We start from the raw sequence: 20281 nt of genomic DNA, 5'->3' as shown, positions 1-20281 counted from the left end.
TATCATTCGTTAACTCAGGTGGTGGTGCTGCACGGTGCTATCCTGGACGAGAAGGGTTGCTAAAAAGATCAGTGCAATCAGGATAAAGAGCCAAATAATAGCGAAAATAAATGTTAAAAACATAGGATCACCCCTTCTATCTTATTTACAGCTCTACTATAACACTTGGAGAAAGCGCTGTCAAACCCTATATAGTAAGCTCTTAAACTCTTTCAAAATTCAGAATACTCTTGCGATGGGGATGAAAAAAACCAGCCGTTTCCGACTGGTTTTTTAAGATCTATTTGAATCTTAGTTCAAGGCATCATCCATTGAAAGAACTTCGTGGAAGACACGTTGTGTCAATTCAGTTTTTTGTTCTGGAGTGAGGTATTTAGTGTTTACACAGTATCCAGAGATACGAACGATGACGTCTTCACCTGACATGATCTTTTCGTAAACATCGTTCAAGTCCATAACGTTCAAGTTAACGTGTTGTCCACCGTTTTCGAAGTATCCATCAAGGATGGTTACCAAGTTATCAACTTGTTCGTCACGAGTTTTACCAAGAGCACGTGGTGAAACTTGAGTAGTGAGTGAGATACCGTCAGCTGCATAACCAAAGTCAAGGCTAGCAAGTGAGTTCAAGTTTTGCAACCATCCACCTTTCGCTTTGTTAGATGGGTTAGCACCTGGTGAGAAGAATTCCAATTTAGACAAGTTCACAGAACCATCTTCGTTGAGGTATACCCCTTTGTGGACTGGTGAGTTACCAGTTTGTTTAGAGTAAGCAACGTTAGAAGTGATGGTAAGAAGTGAAACTGTAGCTTCAGCGTTCTTGTAAAGTTTGTGGCTGCGAAGACGAGTAGTGTAAGCTTCGATCAACCATTCTGCCAATTCGTTAGAACGTGGGTCATCTTCACCCCAACGTGGGTATTCACCGATTGTTTCGTAGTCGTAGATGTAGCCATCTTCGTCACGGATTGGTTTAACAGTAGCGTATTTGATTGCTGACAATGTATCAACAGTGTTGGCAAATCCACAGATACCGAATCCCATGTTTGCGCGTTGGTGAGTTGGCAAGAAGGCCATTTGAACTGCTTCGTAGTTGTACTTATCAGTCATGTAGTGGATGATGTTCAAAGCATCTACGTAAGTGTCTGTCAACCAGTCAAGAGATTTTTCGAAGTTTGCTTTAACAGATTCGAATTCAAGAACTTCGTCACGGATTGGATCGATGTCAAATACTTTGTAGTCTTTATGAACATCGTCGTAACCACCGTTCAAACCAGTAAGAAGAGCTTTAAGCACGTTAACACGAGCACCGAAGTATTGGATGTTGTGGCGTTGTTCTTCGTTTTCTGGGTCAAGTGGAGATACACAACATGAGATACAGCTCATTTCACCGTATCCGTCTTTGGCCATTGTTGTTACACCTTCGTATTGGATAGAAGAGTGTTTGTGGCTCATGTGCATACAGTAGCGACGGAAGCTATATGGCAATTTGTCAGTCCAAAGAACTGTCAAGTTTGGTTCTGGAGAGTTACCGATGTTGTCCAAAGTGTTCAAGAAACGGTAGTCCATCTTAGTAACACGGTGACGTCCGTCGTTACCCATACCAGCCATAGAAGTTGTGATGAAGGTTGGGTCACCTGAGTACAATTGGTCGTAAGCTTTTGTACGAGCAAATTTAACAGTACGCAATTTCATAACGAAATCGTCAACGAATTCTTGGATTTCTGATTCAGTAAATGTACCACGAGCCAAGTCACGTTCAGCGTAGATATCCAAAACGATTGGCACACGTCCAAGAGAAGTAGCAGCACCGTTGATCACACGGCAGACAGCCATGAAGGCGATGTTTGTCCATTGGATCGCTTCTTTTGTATCGAAGGCAGGACGACGTACGTCTACACCATAAAGGTCACCCAATTTAACAACTTCTTGAAGTGCTTGGTATTGAAGGTTTACTTCTTCACGAAGACGGATTGATTCTTCATCGATTTCAGTAATAGAGTTCCAGTCGTTTGCTTTTTCAGCCATCAAGTAGTCAGCACCATAAAGAGCCAAACGAGCATAAACCCCGATGATACGTCCACGAGAGTAAGCATCTGGAAGACCAGTTACAGTGTGAGCGTGACGAGCACGACGGATGTTAGAAGTGTAAGCGCGGAAGATACCGTCGTTTACAGTTGTAACGTATTTTGTGAAGATTTCATGAACTGCAGGATCTGGTTCGTATCCATTTTCTTTCAAAGTAGTTTCCGCCATACGGATACCACCACGAGGCATGAAGTTCAATTTGAACAATTCATCATTTTGGATACCGAAGATGACTTCGTTTTCTTTGTCGATATATCCAGCTGCGATATCAGCGATAGATGTTGGACGGTTATCGTATGGGAAACGAGTTTCTTCATAATGAGCTTTTGTTTCTTCAACAATTTTTTTGATGTGAAGAGAACGTTCAGTTGGACCAGCTAGGAAGCTTTCATCTCCATCATATGGTGTGTAGTTAGCTTGAACGAAGCGAGAAACGCTTGCTTTTTCTTTCCAATCTTCACCTTTGAAGCCTTCCCAGGCTTTGTCAAAAATATCTTGTGCTTCAACGACTGTTTTAACAACCATTTTTATTTTCCTCTATTGTCTTTCTAGCAACTATATCTGTTGCACTTACAATAGTAGTATACCATACAGAAATCGGTTACACAAAGGCGAATTGCGAAAAACAACAGATTCTTTTGTAATACAGTTTCAAATCCTCTGTGATACTGTACTATATTTTTGAAAACAAACACAGTTTTTCATCAATTTTCATGTTTTCTGGGGAGTCGATTTTTGCAATTCTGAAATTTTCTTCCTATAATAGAAAGAAAGGAGGGTGAAAAATGCTGATATTTCCATTAGTGAATGATACCAGTCGCAAGATTATTCATATTGATATGGATGCATTTTTTGCTGCCGTCGAAGAAAGAGACAACCCTAGTTTGAAGGGCAAGCCTGTCGTGATTGGCCAGGACCCTCGTCAGTCAGGAGGGAGAGGTGTGGTCTCGACTTGTAACTATGAAGCAAGGAAATATGGCATTCATTCAGCTATGAGCTCTAAAGAAGCGCTGGACCTTTGTCCTCAAGCCATTTTTATCTCTGGAAATTATGAGAAATACCGAGAAGTAGGTGAGCAGGTCCGTGAGATTTTCAAGCGTTATACAGATCTCATCGAGCCGATGAGTATTGATGAAGCCTATCTAGATGTGACGGAAAATAAAATCCAGAGCAAATCAGCTGTCAAAATCGCCCGCTTGATTCAGCATGCTATCTGGGAAGAGCTGCATCTCACAGCTTCAGCGGGTGTTTCTTATAATAAATTTTTGGCCAAGATGGCAAGTGACTACCAAAAACCCCGTGGCCTAACGGTGGTTTTACCGGAGGACGCTAAGGATTTCCTGAGCCAAATGGACATTGCCAAATTTCATGGAGTAGGAAAGAAGACAGTAGAGAGACTACATGAGATGGGTGTCTATACTGGCGCGGATCTTTTAGCCATCCCGGAGATGACTTTGATTGATCGGTTTGGGCGATTTGGCTATGATCTCTTTCGAAAGGCGCGAGGGATTCATAATAGCCCTGTCAAGAGCCATCGTATCCGCAAGTCGATCGGAAAAGAGCGGACCTATCGCAAGCTCCTCTATGCTGAAGATGATATTTTAGAAGAAATTGCCAATCTGTCCAGTAAGGTAGCCCAATCGCTGGAAAAACACGGCAAGCAAGGAAAAACTTTGGTCTTAAAAGTGCGCTATGGAGACTTTACCACCCTGACCAAGCGTATCACCTTGACGGAGCCAACGCGAGATGCTGAGCGCATCAATCGTTCAGCGCGTCACATTTTTCAAGAAATCGAATCGATAAATACAGGAATCCGCCTCTTGGGTGTCACCATGACCAACTTTGTTGATCATACTGAACTACCTCTGGTAGAGGAAGAAAAAGACAACTAGTCTGTTCACTAGTCGTCTTTTTTGATATCAAAGAAGGCTGCAATCTCTTCTTCTGTTAGTCCGATCATAGGCGAGATGGTGTGGAGATTGTCTTCTGTTAGTCGATAGATAGTAGGCTTAGACGTCTCTGCTTTCGTTTCAACAGTTTCTTCCTTGCTTCGTGCAGATTCGACTGTAGCAGAAGCCGTTGCAAGGGATGAAGAATAGTCTGTGGTTGCTTCGCCTCCGTCCAGGTCCTTGAAACGTTCAACCAAATAGGTCTTGCGCGCTGTACCTGTATTTTTAGTAGCGAAATCAAAGGCGCTGTATTCTCCTAAGAGAATCAGCTTGCTCTTTGAGCGCGTGATGGCGGTATAGATCAAATTACGCTGCAACATCCGGTGGCTTTGATTGGTAATGGGTAAAATCACCACAGGAAATTCGCTTCCTTGCGATTTGTGAATACTCATCGCATAGGCTAAGCGAATCTTGTACCATTCATTGCGCGGGTAGACGATTTCATTGCCATCAAATTGGATAGTCAATTCATCTTGCTTCGATTCTGTATATTTTCCGGGGAGAAGATCGGTAATGTAGCCAATATCTCCATTAAAGACATTGCTTTCTGCATCATTGACCAGATGGATAACCTTGTCTCCATCGCGGTATTGGCAGTCTGGCGTGTCAAAGACGACCTGATCTTTGATAGCTGGATTGAGAAGGTCTTGCATGAGTGTATTGATGTTGTCAATGCCAGCCTGGCCCTTGTACATAGGTGCCAAGACTTGGATATCTCGAGCCGGGATCTGACTGCGAAGGGCAGCTGAGGTGATCTGTTCGATCATCTTAGGGATGTGTTCGCTTCCGGCTTCGAAATAAGAGCGGTCGGCTTTTCGTTCTGTGAAATCTTGAGGAAGCTTGCCCTGGCGAATGTCTCCTGCAAGTGAGACAATGGTCGAATCTTCACTCTGACGGAAAATATGTTCGAGTTTGGTCTGAGGGATGCTTGGGATCTGCAAGAGATCAGCCAAGACCTGACCAGGGCTGACGGAAGGTAATTGGTCGGCATCTCCCACAATCAAGAGTTTGGTATCTGTTGCGATGTTGCTGAGTAATTGATTAGCCAGCCAGGTATCAACCATGGAAAATTCGTCCACAATGATGAAGTCTGCATCCAGATAGTCCTCTAAGTGGCTGGTGTCATCATCTCCTGTCATCCCCAAATGGCGGTGGATGGTGGCGCTCGGAAGTCCTGTCAGCTCATTCATGCGTCTAGCTGCCCGTCCTGTTGGGGCAGCCAAGAGGATCGGCAGGTCTTGTTTCTTCCGAAGATCCAGCTGGTGGAGTTGGGCATAGACACTGATCATCCCATTGATAACGGTAGTCTTTCCTGTCCCAGGACCCCCTGTGAGGATAAAGACCTTGTTTTGGATCGCTTGGTGAATCGCTTCTTTTTGAATCGCATCGTAGCGAATTCCCAGATCTTTTTCAACCGCCTCAATCGCCTGGTTGATTTTCTCAGGGTCAAATGAAGTCGACTTTCCTTTTTCCAATAATCGACCGATATGACTGCGAATCCCTTCCTCCGCAAAGAAGAGGCTGTTGTCAAAGATCTTGGTGTCCACGTTTTGGACCTTGTCTTCCTCGATGAGGCGTCCTAATTCTTGGGCGACAGTGGAAGGATCCAATTCTACTGGACGAGCGGATTCTAGAAGGTCAATGGTATAGCGCAGGAGGTCCTTGGCTTCGATAAAGGTATTTCCAGTCTCGATAGAGTAGCTAAAAAGGCTGTGGATCAGGCCCGCGCGGAAACGCTCAGGGGCGTCACTTGCAATCCCCAATTCTTCGGCTAGTTGGTCCGCGATTTTAAAGCCCATGCCTTGGATATCTTCCACCAATCGGTAGGGCTGTTGCTCCACGATCTGGAGGGTTTCTTCCTTGTAGAAATCCTGGATCTGAAAGGCCAATTTATTGGGAATGCCATAGTTGGCTAGTTGGGCGAGAATGCGCTCCGTTCCGTAATTCTGACGGAGTTTTTCCACAAAAGCCAGGCGGTTTTTCTTGGAGAGACCTGTGATTCCTTCTAATTTTTCAGGGGCCTCCAAAATTTTGTCAATGGTATCGTCCCCATAGAGGTCCACGATTTTTTGGGCTGTTTTGAGACCAATTCCTTTAAAGTGATCGCTGGAAAAATATTTCACCAAGCCCTTGCTAGAGGGTTTGGCACGTTCATAGCGACTGATTTTGAGCTGCTCTCCGTATTTAGGATGATGGACCAGCTCACCCCAGAAGGTGTAGTCTTCGCCTTCCATGATATCTGCCATGGTTCCTGTCACAATAATCTCAAAATCATCAAAATCTTCGGCATCGGTATCGCTGATGTCGAGCAAGAGGATTCGAAAAAAACTGCTAGGATTTTCAAAAATAATGCGCTCAATAGTACCAGAAAAATAATATTCCATCATTTCTTTCCTTTTTATGAAGCGAGGCTGGGACATACTTGTCTCAGCCTCAGTCTGTTAATCTAGACTAATAAGTTTTGAAAGGGTAGATCGGCCAGAGTCTAAAGACGGCTTGCCCTTTGATTTGTTCTTTCTTGAAAGCTCCGACCTGACGGCTATCTTTTGAAACGATCCGGTCATCTCCAAGTAGGAGGTATTCATCGTCGAGCAACTTCAAGGTAAATTTAGGATTGCCATCCTTGTCTACTGTAAAAGCTTGGGCTGTATTGGCCAATTGGCGGAAGAGTTCTCCGTTTTCTTCGAAGCCTTTTCCAGTGTAGGTTGATTGCAATTTATCTTTTTTGAAACGAGCGATGTAGTCTTTCAAATAGGGCTCGTTGGTCTTTTTCCCATTGATGTAGAGGGTATCGTTGTCGTACTGGATAGTATCTCCAGGAAGACCGATGACCCGCTTGACGATGTCCTTGGTTTTGCCGTCGTCGTCTTTTTCATTGGCAACGACAATGTCGAAACGATCAATTGAGAGGTGGTTGACCACAAGGAGATACTCGCTATCTGCTAGGGTTGGATCCATCGAATGGCCGTCCACCTTGACCGGAGCCCAGAGGTAGATGCGAGAGGCGATAATGAGACCAACAATAATACTGAAGAGGCCCCATTCTTTAAGGAATCTCACCACTGGTGAGCTAGATGACTGTTTTGAACTTCTTTTTGACATAACTTATCTTTCTAGTAATTTCTTTGCTTTTTCTGTGTTTTTAAAATGGAGTTTGGCACAATAATCCAGAGCCTTCATCCCGTAGGTCTGAAGCAATTTAGCAGCGACTTGGTCTGACTTCGCTCCTGCTCCACTAGGGAGATTAAAGCCCAGTTCCTTGCCCAGATCTTCCAGATTTTGAAGGAAGAGATTGCGGGCGATGATGGAACTAACTGCAACCGCTAAATATTTGCTTTCTGCTTTTTCTTCCAACTCAATGGCTTGGGTGACCTGATTTTTTTCAGCTTTCACGTATTTTTGGTAGTTTTTAGCCGTCGTAAAGGCATCGATCACAATTCGCTCTGCTTGGACTCCTTTATTTAATAGAAGATAGATAGCCTGGTTGTGCAGGGCCACTTTGACCGAAACCGCATTGTAGCCAGAAGCAATGACTTCATTGTACTTCTTTGGAGACAATAAGAGTGCTTGGTGCTGGATATTTTCCTCAAGGAGAGGAGCCAATTGCTGAATTTTTCGATCATCCAAGGTCTTCGAATCACCAACACCAAGCTTTTTGAGCCAGTCGTGCTGGTCAGGTGTGACAAAGGATGCGACAACGGTGAGTCCACCAAAATAAGAGCCGTTTCCGACCTCATCGGTTCCGATCATGGCTAGATCTTGTCGTGCAGATGAAGTGGCAGAAGGCTTAGGGTTCCCATTATCTTGCCTGAAAAAGGTCAGGTAAGGAGTGAGGTCATTGCCCTGGAGCAGGACCTTTCCAGACTTGTAGATCGAAACGGTCGCTCCCTCTAGTCGAAAGAAATAATCCATATGAGGGTTCTTACTTTGAGTGAGAGAATTGCGATAGGTATGGACAAAATCAAGGATTTGCTCCTGTGTTGGAGTGAGTGTCATACTTTCCATAACCACTATTGTACCACAAATTCAGGGAGAGAGGGAGCAAAAAGAAAGAAAGAATCCACTGGAAAATCCCTGGGAAGAGGGGCTTTGCTACTGACAAAGCTAGCCTTTTTTGGTATAATACCGTGAGGTGATTTTTATGGCGAGCTTAAATAGATATAAATTTACATTTGGAAACAAAGCGCTCACTTTAACAACCAACCATGATAATTTGTTTATGGAAGAAGTCGAACGTGTTGCGAAAGAAAAATACCAAGCAATTAAGGAACAAATGCCAGAGGCCGATGATGAAACCATCGCTATCTTATTGGCAGTAAATAGTTTGTCTATGCAACTGAATCGCGAGATTGAGTTTGACGACAAAGAAACAGAATTAGATGATTTTCGTCGCAAAGCTTTAGACGACTTAAAGGATAAATCATCTAAATAAGAGGAGATACATGTTAACTTTCTTAATCTTATTGATTTTGGCATGGAGCTTTTATATTGGCTATGCAAGAGGCATCATCCTCCAGTCCTATTATTTTCTAGTGACCTTGGTGGCCCTCTTGATTGCAGGTGGTAGCTACAAGGGACTGGCTAAGCTTTTGTCTCTATGGGTTCCTTTTTCGAGTCCCACCCAGCAATCGGTGAATTATTTTTATGCCAACCGCTACCTGTTTCAATTAGATGACATCTTTTATGCAGGGTTAGCTTATGTGTTGATTTTTGTGCTGGTTTATTTGATCGGCCGCGTGATTGGAATCTTTATGCACTTGGTTCCCCAGCCAGAAAAATTGGAGGATCGCAAGTATCAAATTGGAGCAGGTGTGATCGCCGTCGTGATAACCCTCTTGGTGATCCAGATGGGCTTGACTATTCTCTCAACAGTTCCCATGGCTTCCATCCAAAATAGACTAAATGCAAGTGGATTGATCCGCTTTATCATCCTTCATACCCCGATCAGTTCCAGTCTGTTCCACAACTTGTGGGTGACTGCGATTATCGGAGCTTAAGGAGCAAAAATGAAGAAAGGAGTGAGACAAGTCCGATTCAAGGAAGGACGCTCACTTTTTTTGTAGGAGAAACATGAATAAAAAAATCTTAGATATTCTGGAGTTTGACAAGGTCAAGCAACTCTTTGAACCCTATCTACAGACAGAACAAGGGGAGATGGAGCTAGCAGCCCTTACTCCAACTGATAAAAAAGAAAGCATCGAAACGGCCTTTATGGAGCTAGAAGATATGGAGCAGATCCTCTTGGAAGAGCCTCGCTTTGCCGTATCGACCATTCAAGATGTCCGTCCAGTGGCCAAGCGTTTGGAGATGGAGGCATCCCTCAATATCGATGAATTACTAGCGCTAAAAGCTGTCCTTCGGGTGACACATGAGCTCAAGGATTTCTACGACAACTTGGAAAATGTCCGTCTGGAAAGGCTCAATCGCCTCTTTGACAACTTGGTGGATCTTCCTCGCCTACAAGGTGGGCTTCAAGCTATCAACGAAGGAGGCTTTGTCGAGTCTTTTGCTAGCGAAAAATTGGCCAAAATTCGTCGTCGAATCCAGGAAAATGAACACCAGGTCAGAGAGATTCTACAAGATCTGCTGAAAAGCAAGGCCGATATGTTGGCGGATGCTGTGATTGCTAGTCGGAATGGCCGCAATGTTCTACCAGTAAAAAACACCTATCGCAACCGCATTGCAGGGGTGGTCCACGATATCTCAGCCAGTGGGAATACTGTTTATATCGAGCCTCGAGCAGTCGTCAATCTTAATGAAGAAATTGCCAACCATCGAGCAGATGAACGGTATGAAATCATTCAGATTCTGGAGGAATTGTCTGACACTCTCCGCCCTCATGCAGCAGAGATTGCAAATAACGCTTGGATTATCGGTCACTTGGACTTGATCAAGGCCAAGTATCGCTTTATGCGCGATTGTAAGGCAGTGGTACCAGAGGTTAGCAGCAATCGCTCTATTCAGCTCTTGCAACTACGTCATCCCTTGATTGAAAATGCTGTCGCGAATGACCTGCATTTTACCGAGGACCTGACAGAAATCGTGATTACCGGTCCCAATACAGGGGGGAAAACCATCATGCTAAAAACGCTGGGACTAGCGCAAATTATGGCCCAGTCTGGTCTTCCCATCCTAGCGGATCCAGGTAGTCGTGTGGGCATCTTCTCACAAGTCTTTGCAGATATTGGAGATGAACAATCGATCGAGCAGAGCTTGTCGACCTTCTCCAGCCATATGACCAATATCGTATCTATCTTGAATCAAGTGGATACCGCCTCCTTGATCCTTCTGGATGAGTTGGGGGCTGGAACCGATCCTCAAGAGGGGGCTGGCCTTGCTATTGCCATTCTAGAGGACCTGCGCTTACGCGGGATTAAGACCATGGCGACAACCCACTATCCAGAGCTCAAGGCCTACGGGATTGAGACTGCAGGAGTGCAAAATGCCAGCATGGAATTTGATACAGCGAGTCTGCGTCCGACCTATCGCTTCATGCAAGGAGTTCCTGGCCGCTCCAATGCCTTTGAAATTGCCCGCCGTTTGGGCTTGTCTGAGACTATTATCCAGGATGCCATGAAGATGACCAATACGGATAATGATGTCAATCAAATTATTGAAAAATTGGAGGCGCAGACCTTAGAAAGTCGCAAGCGCTTGGATACCATTCAAGAGGTCGAGCAAGAAAATCTCAAATTCAATCGCGCTCTTCGAAAACTCTATAACGAACTGACCCGAGAGAGAGAAACAGAACTTAATAAGGCAAGAGAAGAGGCCAAGGAAATTGTGGACATGGCCCTCTCAGAGAGTGACCGTATCCTTCAAGGCCTTCACGCCAAATCCCAGTTGAAACCACATGAAATCATTGAGGCCAAGGCTCAATTGAAAAAACTAGCGCCTGAGACCGTCGATCTTTCTAAAAACAAGGTCTTGAAAAAAGCCAAAAAGGCGCGTGCTCCTAAGGTGGGAGACGAAATCTTGGTTATCAGCTATGGCCAACGCGGAACCCTAGTCAAGCAACTCAAAGATGGTCGCTGGGAGGCACAAGTTGGCTTGATCAAGATGACCTTGGAAGAAAAAGAATTCAACCTCATCAAGGCTGAAAAAGAAGCGGCTCAACCTAAGAAACGTCAGGTGAATGTCGTCAAACGTTCGAACACGAGCGGACCGAGAGCGCGTCTGGACCTCCGTGGAAAACGCTATGAAGAGGCTATGCAAGAGCTAGATGGCTTTATCGATCAGGCCCTGCTCAACAACATGGCCCAAGTCGATATCATCCACGGGATCGGGACGGGTGTTATCCGTGAAGGGGTGACCAAGTACCTCCGCCGCAACAAACACGTCAAAAGTTTTGAATACGCCCCCCAAAATGCAGGTGGAAGTGGCGCGACCATTGTCACGTTTAAAGGATAATCGAAACCTAGCTGTTTATCAGCTAGGTTTTTTAAAATTTTATAAAATGAAAATATTTGAAAGTTGTTGAAAAGGATTCGCTTTTAAATCTGATTTTCAGTAGGTCCTCCTTTTTAAAAGTGCTATAATAGAGGCAATGAATGATTTGGGAGGATACGCATGCGTAAACGTGAAAGTGCAGATTCGTGTACAACGATTCTAGTCGGAAAAAATGCTAGCTATGATGGTTCAACCATTGTAGCACGAACAGAGGATTCTCAAAATGGCGTTTTTACGCCCAAGAAATTGATCGTGGTCAAACCAGAAGATCAACCACGTCATTACAAGTCTGTTTTATCAACTTTTGAAATCGACTTGCCAGATAATCCAGTTCGCTATACAGCGGTTCCAGATGCCATTCCTAAAGACGGGATCTGGGGAGAAGCTGGGATCAATGTCTATAATGTAGCCATGAGTGAGACAGAGACCATTACGACCAATAGCCGTGTGCTAGGGGCAGATCCTCTTGTAGAGAGTGGCATCGGTGAGGAAGACATGCTGACTTTGGTCTTGCCTTATGTCAAGACAGCCCGCGAAGGGGTCTTGCGTCTCGGAAAGATTTTGGAAGAGTACGGAACATATGAATCCAACGGGATTGCCATTTCAGATGTGAATGAAATCTGGTGGTTGGAAACCATCGGAGGTCACCACTGGATGGCGCGCCGTGTCCCTGACGATGCCTATGTGACCAACCCGAATCAACTAGGAAGTGATTATTTTGAATTTGGTAATCCAGATGAGTTTCTTTGTGACCCAGACCTTGAACATTTTGTCACAGAGCACCATTTGATTCTGGATCAAGAAGGGAAAGGTTTTAATCCACGCTATGCCTTTGGTAGCCAAAAAGACAAGGATCGTCACTACAATACACCGCGGGCTTGGGCCATCCAGCGTTTCCTCAATCCTGAAATCGAGCAGGATCCACGGAGTTTTGAGATTCCTTGGTGTCAAAAACCCTATCGCAAGGTGACGATTGAAGATGTCAAATATGTATTGAGCAACCACTACCAAGACACTATCTACGATCCTTATGGCCCTGAAGGAGATCACGTGAGTCAGCGGACCTTCCGGACGATCGGGATTAACCGGACCAGCCAGACAGCGATTTTACAATTGCGTCCCAATAAACCACAAGAAACGACAGGCATCCAATGGATTTCTTATGGCTCCATGCCATACAATACAGCTGTTCCTTTCTTTACCCAAGTGGATACAACGCCAGACTACTTTGCCAATACGACGGCTAAGGTAACAACGGATTCCTTCTACTGGGCCAACCGGATTATTGCGGGACTAGCAGATCCTCACTATGCTCACCATGTTGGTGATTTGGATGATTACCAAGAAACGACAATGGCCTGGGGACATGCGCGCATCAATAAAGTCGATCGTGCACTTGCCACAGGTGAAACCGTTGATTTTGAAGCGGAAAACCAAGCTATGAGTGATCAAATCCAGGAAGCGACAGATCAACTCTTGGACAAGATTTTGCTCGATGCTAGCAACCTCATGACCAATCACTTCTCCTTGAGTGATTAAAAACCGTGTATTTTCAGGTAGTTTACAAGATGTTTTCAGAAACGATTGACAAACTTTTGAAAATCGATTAAAATAGAGAAAATTACATACGACCGAATGAAGTTTGCAGGAGCGTGAGTGACTGTGAATGGACGGAACTCTGGAGAGACCAGAAATGGCACCGAAGGGGCAAGGTAGAGGATGCATCTACTCAAACTCTCAGGTAAAAGGACAGAGCGAAAAATAGGGGAAGACCCCTATTTTAAGCAGGACCAGAGTACATGTTTGACATGTGCTCTTTCTTTTTCTCTTTTCTGTCGAGCGGTCGATGAAAAAGGAGACAGAAAATGGATCATGTATTGCAGTTTTTTCAACAACTCGATAATCTAGTGTGGGGCGCCCCGTTATTGGTGCTCTTAGTAGGAACAGGGATCTACCTGACCCTTCGCTTGGGTTTGCTTCAGATACGCTACCTTCCAAAAGCTTTTCGCTTGATCTTTACAGAAGATGAGGGACACGGGGATATCTCGAGTTTCGGAGCCCTTGCGACAGCCCTAGCAGCTACTGTAGGGACGGGGAATATTGTAGGGGTAGCTACAGCGATTCAGACAGGTGGCCCAGGTGCCCTCTTTTGGATGTGGATGGCAGCCTTTTTTGGAATGGCGACCAAGTATGCAGAAGGGCTCTTAGCCATTCGTTATCGGACCAAGGATGACAACGGTCATATCTCAGGTGGTCCGATGTACTACATTCTTCACGGGATGGGAGAGAAGTGGCGACCATTGGCTATTTTCTTTGCGGTTGCAGGAGTGCTGGTAGCCCTCTTTGGGATCGGAACCATGACCCAGGTTAATTCCATTACGGGATCCCTTCAAGCCAGTTTTGGAACAGCTCCAGAAGTGGCTAGTGTAGTAATTGCTCTGGTGGTTTCAACCATCATCTTTGGAGGGATTCACTGGATTTCCAAAGTCTCTGAAAAAGTGGTTCCTTTTATGGCGGCTGCCTATATCTTTGCGACCATCACGATTATTGTCTTGCATCTGGACCAATTGCTTCCAGCCTTGAAATCGGTCTTTTCGGGTGCTTTTACAGGGACTGCAGCCATGGGAGGTTTCGCAGGAGCAACGGTCAAAATGGCTATCCAAAAAGGGGTGGCGCGTGGAGTTTTCTCTAATGAATCTGGTCTCGGATCTGCACCCATTGCAGCAGCGGCGGCGAAGACCAATGAGCCCGTCGAGCAGGGCTTGATCTCCATGACAGGAACCTTTATTGATACCATTATCATCTGTAGTTTGACAGGACTTTCGCTCTTGGTTTCAGGTGAGTGGATGGCTAAGGGCAGCACTAGTACCCTGACTCAGGATACGTTTACAGGCGCCTTTGGCCCAGTCGGAGGCATCATTCTAACGCTATGCTTGGTGCTTTTTGCGACCACGACTATTCTTGGCTGGTCTTATTACGGAGAGCGGTGTTTTGAATTCCTATTTGGTGTTAAACATATCAACCTCTATCGGACCTTCTTTGTTTTTATGGTTGGACTAGGAGGCTTCCTTAAGCTGGATCTGGTCTGGGTGATCGCGGATATTGTGAATGGGCTGATGGCTTTGCCTAACCTAATTGCCCTCTTAGCTCTCTCACCTGTCATCATCAAAGAAAGCAAACAATACTTTAAGAAATAAGAAAACCCAGATCGATGGATCTGGGTTTTCTTGTCTATTTGAGATAGGCTCATTTAATAGCGTTTTTCTTTTGGCCAGCTGCTCATTTCGGCGATGGCAGTGAAGAGCACATCTGTCGAAGAGTTGAGGGCTGTTTCACAAGAGTCTTGGATGACCCCGATGATAAAGCCGACGCTGACGACTTGCATGGCCAAATCATTGGTGATACCAAAGAGGCTACAAGCAACAGGGATGAGAAGGAGAGATCCTCCCGCAACTCCAGATGCGCCACAAGCAGAGATAGCCGCTACCACACTTAGAATGAGCGCAGTTCCAAAGTCAACCTGAATGTGCAAGGTATTGGCAGCAGCGAGCGTCAAAATATTGATCGTCACGGCTGCGCCTGCCATGTTAATGGTAGATCCAAGAGGGATAGAAACAGAGTAGGTATCTGGATTCAGCCCCAATTCTTCACAGAGACGCATGTTGACAGGGATGTTGGCTGCAGAACTTCTGGTGAAGAAGGCTGTTACCCCACTGACACGGAGGCATTTAAAAACAAGGGGATAGGGATTTTTGCGGATCATGAAAAAGACGATCAATGGATTGATGACCAGAGCGACAAAAGCCATCGTTCCCACCAATACTACCAAGAGAATCCCGTAGTTACTAAGGGCACTAAGTCCTTGGCCAGCGATGGTCGTGAAGACCAAACCTAAGATCCCAAATGGAGCTAGGTTGATAATCCACTCGACAATTTTTGAAGTGATGTCTGCTAGGGTTTGTAGGAGGTCTTTACTATGTTCACTGGCCTCTCTCATGGCGATCCCAAAGACAGTCGCCCAAGAAAGGATCCCAATGTAGTTGGCTTGTTGCAAGGCGTTGACCGGGTTGTCGACGATCTTGAGCAAGAGGTTACTAATCACTTCACCAATCCCGTTTGGAGAGGATCCTTCAGCGGCCTTTCCAGTCAGAGTAATGGTGATAGGGAAGATGTAATTGACCAAAACAGCGACGAAGGCAGCTGCAAAGGTTCCTAGGAGATAGAGGACGATGACCTTTTTCATATTGGTCTCTGTTCCTTTTTGGTGTTGGGAGAGAGCATTTGCGACGAGTGCAAAGACCAGAAGGGGTGCGATGGCACGGAGCCCTCCAACGAAGAACTCTCCTAGGAGTCCAATCCCAGTTGCTTTCGGAAATACAAGTGCTAGAACGACACCAAGTACAATTCCGATTGCGATTCTTTTCATAAGGTTGGTTTTATTCCAAGTGGTAATCAGTCGATGAATCATGTAAGGCCTCCTTAAAAAATAATTAAGGAATATTATACGATAGTTAGGGGGTAATAGCAATGAAATTTTTAAAAAATAGCCTTATTTCCGAATATTTGATATAATCATACTATTCTTTGTTAGAAAGGCCCGAATAAATGAGTCAAGCTTTCCAACGTTATTTCAGTAAAATAGACTGGACAAAGATTTTTGATGACCTAATTTCAAAATGCATCTCTCTGATTTTTGTCTTTCTCTTATTTTTTATCGCTAAAAAGGTCATCCATAGCCTGGTCAAGCGGATATTAACCCCTTCTTTTAAGTATACGGTGCAGGATGAAGCCCGTAAAAAAACCATTCTCCGTTTAGTAGAGAGTCTCTTGAACTACTGCTTGTATTTTATCTTGATTTACTGGATCTTGTCGATCCTCGGTCTTCCAGTCTCTAGTCTATTGGCTGGTGCTGGGATTGCTGGGGTGGCTATCGGGATGGGAGCCCAGGGCTTCCTTTCCGATTTGGTCAATGGTTTCTTTATCCTTTTAGAACGCCAGCTGGATGTGGGGGACAATGTCCGACTTACCAATGGTTCTATTAATATTGCCGGCATCGTTAGCAGTGTGGGAATTCGGACAACTCAAGTACGTGATTTTGACGGGAGTCTCCACTTTGTCCCAAACCGCAATATCACTGTCGTCAGCAACCTCTCGCGTGGAGATATGCGCGTGCTGGTGGATATTCCACTAGATGCGAATACTGATCTTGACAAGATCTACCAGGTCATCGCTCAGGTCAGCCAGTCTCAACAAGACAAACACCCAGAAGTGTTGACAGGTCCTACCATTTTAGGCCCACAGATTGAAAAAAATGGTCGCTACTCCTTCCGTATTGTGATGACCGCTCAAAATGGAACCCAGGTTACTGTTTATCATACTTACTGTAAACTCTATCATGATGCCTTGATGGAAGCAGGAATCAACCTTCCAACAGGAAATAACGGAATCATGTAAAAAAGCTCAGAAATATTTTTCTGAGCTTTTTTAATCGATGTTACGATCTTAAGTGGCAGTATTTGTCATCCAAATATTTAATCTGATCCCAAATCTTTCGAGCCTCAGGTGGCAAGATCAATAATTGCTTGCGCAATAGGGCGGTGATTTCGAGATCCAATGATTCGATCGGAAGGGCTATGGCTACGGAACTTTTTGCCCTTTGGATCTTGTTAATGCAGTGTTGGATGTGTTGGCAAGCAGTACAAGTCTGTGCTTGACGGCTTGCTGCAATCTCCTGACGCATATCAGAAAGCAGTTGCATCAATTCAGACTTAAGGAATTCAATGGTAGTTGACTTGTCTTGAGCAAAATGAAACATAAGCGCACCTCCTTTTGCTATAGTTTAATACTAATTTATTAAAAATGCAAGGGGGTAAAGTAAAAAAAATAAAATTTTTTTAGAAAAAGATACAGAAAAAGAGATGGCTCAAATCTCTCATCACTAATGATGGTTAAGATTCCTTTCTTTAAAAATGACTTTCTTACCTTGAGACCAATTGTCCTTAAAGAGATCAGTAACTACAAAAAACTCCTGAAACACACTGGTTTCAGGAGTTGAGAGGCTTTGACCCGAAGGTCTCAAAGAAAAATATCGATTGATTATACAAGACCTTGTGCAATCATCGCGTTTGCGACATTTTCAAAGGCAGCGATGTTGGCACCTGAAAGGTAATCTTTACCAAGTCCGTAAGTTTCTGCAGTTGTTTTAGCAGTGTTGAAGATGTTGGTCATGATGTCTTTCAAACGTCCGTCCACTTCTTCGCGTGTCCATGAAAGCCGTTGGCTGTTTTGGCTCATTTCAAGAGCAGATACAGCAACCCCACCAGCATTGGCTGCTTTAGCAGGTCCGTAAAGGATACCATTTTCTTTGTATACGTTGATGGCATCGATGTTACTTGGCATGTTTGCTCCTTCAGAGACAACTTTCACACCTTGAGCAACCAAACGTTTAGCAGCATCGCCATCGATTTCATTTTGAGTTGCACATGGAAGAGCGATGTCATAGTTACCAGCGTAAGTCCATACAGAACCTTCGTAGTATGTAGCAGTTGGTTTTTCAGCAGCGTATTCAGTCAAACGAGCACGACGTTTTTCTTTAACATCTGTAAGAAGGTCGAAGTCAATACCGTTCTCGTCGATCACGTAACCGTTTGAATCAGATACAGAGATGACAGTTGCACCAAGTTCAGTAGCTTTTTGAAGAGCGTATTGGGCAACGTTACCAGAACCTGAGATCACGACTTTCTTACCAGCAAAGCTATCACCGTTTGCTTTGAGCATTTCTTCAGTGTAGTAAACCAAACCATAACCAGTTGCTTCTGGACGGATCAAGCTACCACCAAAACCAAGAGGTTTACCAGTCAAGACACCAGCATCGAATTGGCGAAGGCGTTTGTATTGACCGTAAAGGTATCCGATTTCACGTCCACCAACCCCGATATCACCAGCTGGGACATCAAGAGAAGGACCGATGTGCTTTTGCAATTCAGTCATGAAGCTTTGACAGAAACGCATCACTTCAGCGTCAGTTTTTCCTTTAGGATCGAAGTCAGATCCACCTTTACCTCCACCGATAGGAAGGCCAGTCAAGACGTTTTTGAAGATTTGTTCGAATCCGAGGAATTTCAAGATCCCTTGGTTAACAGTTGGGTGGAAACGAAGACCACCTTTGTAAGGACCTACAGCAGAGTTGAATTGAACACGGTAACCACGGTTTACTTGGATATTTCCTTCACGGTCAACCCAAGGAACACGGAAAGAAATTACGCGTTCAGGTTCTGTAATACGAGCCAAGATGTTTTCTTCAATGTATTCAGGATGTTTTTCAAAAACAGGTTCCAAAGTGCTGAGGAACTCTTCAACAGCTTGAAGGAATTCAGCTTCGTGGCCGTTACGAGCTTTTACAGTTTCGAAAGTGCTTTGGATATATTCTTTAGCAGTTGTCATGTTAATTCTCCTTTGTGAATGAAACGAAAACCAGCAAACCCGCTAGGGGAGTGGCTTTGAGACAGTTGACAAACAATGTCATGTTTTATTACATGGATCATTATAGCAGACTTTTTTTGGCTTGTAAAGAAAAAAGTTGAATTTTCTGAAAATTTTATCGCGACTAGGAAAGTCCGAATATTTGGAAGAATTTTTAGCTTTGATTGTCCGGAAGCTTCCAAGTGATGGTATAATGAAAGAAGAAAATAGAGAGCATCCCGAACGATTCTGTTGGTGGTGTTTCAAAAAAGGAGTACAAGATGGTATCGACAAAAACGCAAATTGCTGGTTTTGAATTTGACAACTGCCTGATGAATGCGGCAGGTGTAGCCTGTATGACCACTGAGGAATTAGAAGAAGTGAAGAACTCAGCTGCGGGGACCTTTGTGACCAAGACAGCGACCTTAGAATTCCGTGCTGGTAATCCAGAGCCACGCTACCAAGATGTGCCGCTTGGTTCGATCAATTCAATGGGGCTACCTAACCAAGGGTTGGAATATTATTTGAATTACTTATTGGAGTTGCAAGAAACGGATCCAGACCGGACCTTCTTCTTATCTCTCGTCGGCATGTCTCCTGAAGAAACTCATACCATCTTGAAAAAGGTGCAAGATAGTGACTTTAAAGGCTTGACAGAGTTGAACCTATCTTGTCCCAATGTCCCTGGGAAACCTCAGATCGCCTATGATTTTGATACGACAGATCGGATCTTGTCTGAGGTCTTTGCCTATTTCACCAAACCTCTAGGCATCAAGTTGCCACCTTATTTTGATATCGTTCATTTTGATCAAGCAGCAGCGATCTTTAACAAATACCCGCTCAAGTTTGTCAATTGCGTCAATTCGATCGGAAATGGCCTCTACATCGAGGATGAATCCGTGGTGATTCGTCCTAAGAACGGATTTGGTGGGATTGGTGGAGAATACATCAAACCAACGGCTCTCGCCAATGTCCATGCCTTTTACCAACGTCTGAATCCAGAAATTCAGATTGTGGGGACAGGAGGTGTCTTGACCGGTCGCGATGCCTTTGAACATATCCTTTGTGGGGCTAGTATGGTGCAAATCGGCACGACGCTTCATAAAGAAGGAGTAGGAGCATTTGAACGCATCACTGCGGAGCTCAAAGCCATCATGGAAGAAAAAGGCTACCAAAGCCTGGAAGACTTCCGTGGGAAATTGCACTACATTGACTAATCTTTCGAAAAGAACTTCCTCAAGTGGAAACTTGGGGAAGTTTTTTATGAGAGTGGGACAGAAATCGGTAATTCGTTAGAATTCGATTTCGTCGTCCCACCTCCGCACAGTTGAGTAGGGCTG

15 protein-coding genes and 1 riboswitch are annotated in these 20281 nt (G+C 44.5%); of the genes, 8 read left to right on the top strand and 7 right to left on the bottom strand.

Translation table 11 applies throughout. The annotated features are described in order from the left end of the window. Positions 1-291: 291 nt before the first annotated feature. Positions 292-2607 carry a formate C-acetyltransferase gene (gene pflB / locus NFR56_RS02460; protein ID WP_031575567.1) on the bottom strand — a complete coding sequence of 772 codons (2316 nt, stop codon included), beginning with the start codon at positions 2605-2607 and terminating at the stop codon, positions 292-294. Positions 2608-2867: 260 nt separating this feature from the next. Here pflB and dinB point away from each other — a divergent pair, with 260 nt between their 5' ends. Beyond that, a complete protein-coding gene (gene dinB / locus NFR56_RS02455) occupies positions 2868-3974 on the top strand; it encodes a DNA polymerase IV (RefSeq protein ID WP_031575564.1) in 1107 nt (368 codons plus the stop codon). An 8-nt stretch (positions 3975-3982) separates the two neighbouring features. Here the strand turns inward: dinB and recD2 are convergent, their stop codons facing one another. From recD2 to rnhC, 3 genes are all read right to left on the bottom strand, one after another. Beyond that, positions 3983-6415 (bottom strand): SF1B family DNA helicase RecD2, encoded by a 2433-nt coding sequence (gene recD2 / locus NFR56_RS02450; protein ID WP_070675390.1) that lies wholly within the window; start codon positions 6413-6415, stop codon positions 3983-3985. 67 nt (positions 6416-6482) lie between these two features. Beyond that, a complete protein-coding gene (gene lepB / locus NFR56_RS02445; RefSeq protein WP_003008799.1) occupies positions 6483-7133 on the bottom strand; it encodes a signal peptidase I in 651 nt (216 codons plus the stop codon). Positions 7134-7136: 3 nt separating this feature from the next. Further along, complete coding sequence (rnhC, locus tag NFR56_RS02440) at positions 7137-8036, bottom strand: ribonuclease HIII (RefSeq protein WP_251457474.1); 900 nt, start codon at positions 8034-8036, stop codon at positions 7137-7139. A gap of 136 nt (positions 8037-8172) precedes the next feature. Between rnhC and NFR56_RS02435 the strand changes: the two genes are divergently transcribed. From NFR56_RS02435 to NFR56_RS02415, 5 genes are all read left to right on the top strand, one after another. Further along, positions 8173-8463, top strand: a complete 291-nt coding sequence (locus NFR56_RS02435; protein WP_049471900.1) for a hypothetical protein — start codon at positions 8173-8175, stop codon at positions 8461-8463. 10 nt (positions 8464-8473) lie between these two features. After that, positions 8474-9028 carry a CvpA family protein gene (locus NFR56_RS02430; RefSeq protein WP_049474356.1) on the top strand — a complete coding sequence of 185 codons (555 nt, stop codon included), beginning with the start codon at positions 8474-8476 and terminating at the stop codon, positions 9026-9028. A 73-nt stretch (positions 9029-9101) separates the two neighbouring features. Then, entirely contained in the window at positions 9102-11441 is a 2340-nt protein-coding gene (locus NFR56_RS02425) for an endonuclease MutS2 (RefSeq protein WP_049497164.1), read from the top strand. Between the two features lie 159 nt (positions 11442-11600). Beyond that, positions 11601-13019: a C69 family dipeptidase gene (locus tag NFR56_RS02420; protein WP_045759867.1), complete on the top strand. Its 1419-nt coding sequence runs from the start codon at positions 11601-11603 to the stop codon at positions 13017-13019. A gap of 129 nt (positions 13020-13148) precedes the next feature. Next, a riboswitch (glycine riboswitch) is annotated at positions 13149-13243 on the top strand. A gap of 102 nt (positions 13244-13345) precedes the next feature. After that, positions 13346-14677 carry an alanine/glycine:cation symporter family protein gene (locus NFR56_RS02415; RefSeq protein WP_045759866.1) on the top strand — a complete coding sequence of 444 codons (1332 nt, stop codon included), beginning with the start codon at positions 13346-13348 and terminating at the stop codon, positions 14675-14677. Positions 14678-14730: 53 nt separating this feature from the next. On the opposite strand, the gene sstT is transcribed toward NFR56_RS02415, so the two are convergent. After that, on the bottom strand, positions 14731-15948 hold the full coding sequence (sstT, locus tag NFR56_RS02410; RefSeq protein WP_251457471.1) for a serine/threonine transporter SstT: 1218 nt from the start codon (positions 15946-15948) through the stop codon (positions 14731-14733). 137 nt (positions 15949-16085) lie between these two features. Here sstT and NFR56_RS02405 point away from each other — a divergent pair, with 137 nt between their 5' ends. Beyond that, positions 16086-16934, top strand: a complete 849-nt coding sequence (locus NFR56_RS02405) for a mechanosensitive ion channel family protein (RefSeq protein ID WP_024056291.1) — start codon at positions 16086-16088, stop codon at positions 16932-16934. 40 nt (positions 16935-16974) lie between these two features. Here NFR56_RS02405 and NFR56_RS02400 read toward each other — a convergent pair whose 3' ends face one another. After that, positions 16975-17295: a hypothetical protein gene (locus NFR56_RS02400; protein ID WP_024056290.1), complete on the bottom strand. Its 321-nt coding sequence runs from the start codon at positions 17293-17295 to the stop codon at positions 16975-16977. Positions 17296-17576: 281 nt separating this feature from the next. Then, the gene (gdhA, locus tag NFR56_RS02395) at positions 17577-18923 is read right to left on the bottom strand and encodes an NADP-specific glutamate dehydrogenase (protein ID WP_195424606.1); all 1347 of its coding nucleotides are present in this window, start codon (positions 18921-18923) and stop codon (positions 17577-17579) included. Positions 18924-19222: 299 nt separating this feature from the next. Here gdhA and NFR56_RS02390 point away from each other — a divergent pair, with 299 nt between their 5' ends. Next, positions 19223-20158: a dihydroorotate oxidase gene (locus NFR56_RS02390; protein WP_251457468.1), complete on the top strand. Its 936-nt coding sequence runs from the start codon at positions 19223-19225 to the stop codon at positions 20156-20158. Positions 20159-20281: the final 123 nt, after the last annotated feature.

The sequence above is a fragment of the Streptococcus caecimuris genome (assembly GCF_943193075.1).
GTDB classification, from domain to species: domain Bacteria; phylum Bacillota; class Bacilli; order Lactobacillales; family Streptococcaceae; genus Streptococcus; species Streptococcus caecimuris.
The sequence above is the reverse complement of the archived record's forward strand: the minus strand, read 5'-3'. Positions and strand labels throughout refer to the sequence as shown.

Coding starts and splice junctions, on each gene's coding strand:
- pflB (WP_031575567.1), bottom strand. CDS start 2,607: ATGGTTGTTAAAACAGTCGTTGAAGCACAAGATATTTTTGACAAAGCC.
- dinB (WP_031575564.1), top strand. CDS start 2,868: ATGCTGATATTTCCATTAGTGAATGATACCAGTCGCAAGATTATTCAT.
- recD2 (WP_070675390.1), bottom strand. CDS start 6,415: ATGGAATATTATTTTTCTGGTACTATTGAGCGCATTATTTTTGAAAAT.
- lepB (WP_003008799.1), bottom strand. CDS start 7,133: ATGTCAAAAAGAAGTTCAAAACAGTCATCTAGCTCACCAGTGGTGAGA.
- rnhC (WP_251457474.1), bottom strand. CDS start 8,036: ATGGAAAGTATGACACTCACTCCAACACAGGAGCAAATCCTTGATTTT.
- NFR56_RS02435 (WP_049471900.1), top strand. CDS start 8,173: ATGGCGAGCTTAAATAGATATAAATTTACATTTGGAAACAAAGCGCTC.
- NFR56_RS02430 (WP_049474356.1), top strand. CDS start 8,474: ATGTTAACTTTCTTAATCTTATTGATTTTGGCATGGAGCTTTTATATT.
- NFR56_RS02425 (WP_049497164.1), top strand. CDS start 9,102: ATGAATAAAAAAATCTTAGATATTCTGGAGTTTGACAAGGTCAAGCAA.
- NFR56_RS02420 (WP_045759867.1), top strand. CDS start 11,601: ATGCGTAAACGTGAAAGTGCAGATTCGTGTACAACGATTCTAGTCGGA.
- NFR56_RS02415 (WP_045759866.1), top strand. CDS start 13,346: ATGGATCATGTATTGCAGTTTTTTCAACAACTCGATAATCTAGTGTGG.
- sstT (WP_251457471.1), bottom strand. CDS start 15,948: ATGATTCATCGACTGATTACCACTTGGAATAAAACCAACCTTATGAAA.
- NFR56_RS02405 (WP_024056291.1), top strand. CDS start 16,086: ATGAGTCAAGCTTTCCAACGTTATTTCAGTAAAATAGACTGGACAAAG.
- NFR56_RS02400 (WP_024056290.1), bottom strand. CDS start 17,295: ATGTTTCATTTTGCTCAAGACAAGTCAACTACCATTGAATTCCTTAAG.
- gdhA (WP_195424606.1), bottom strand. CDS start 18,923: ATGACAACTGCTAAAGAATATATCCAAAGCACTTTCGAAACTGTAAAA.
- NFR56_RS02390 (WP_251457468.1), top strand. CDS start 19,223: ATGGTATCGACAAAAACGCAAATTGCTGGTTTTGAATTTGACAACTGC.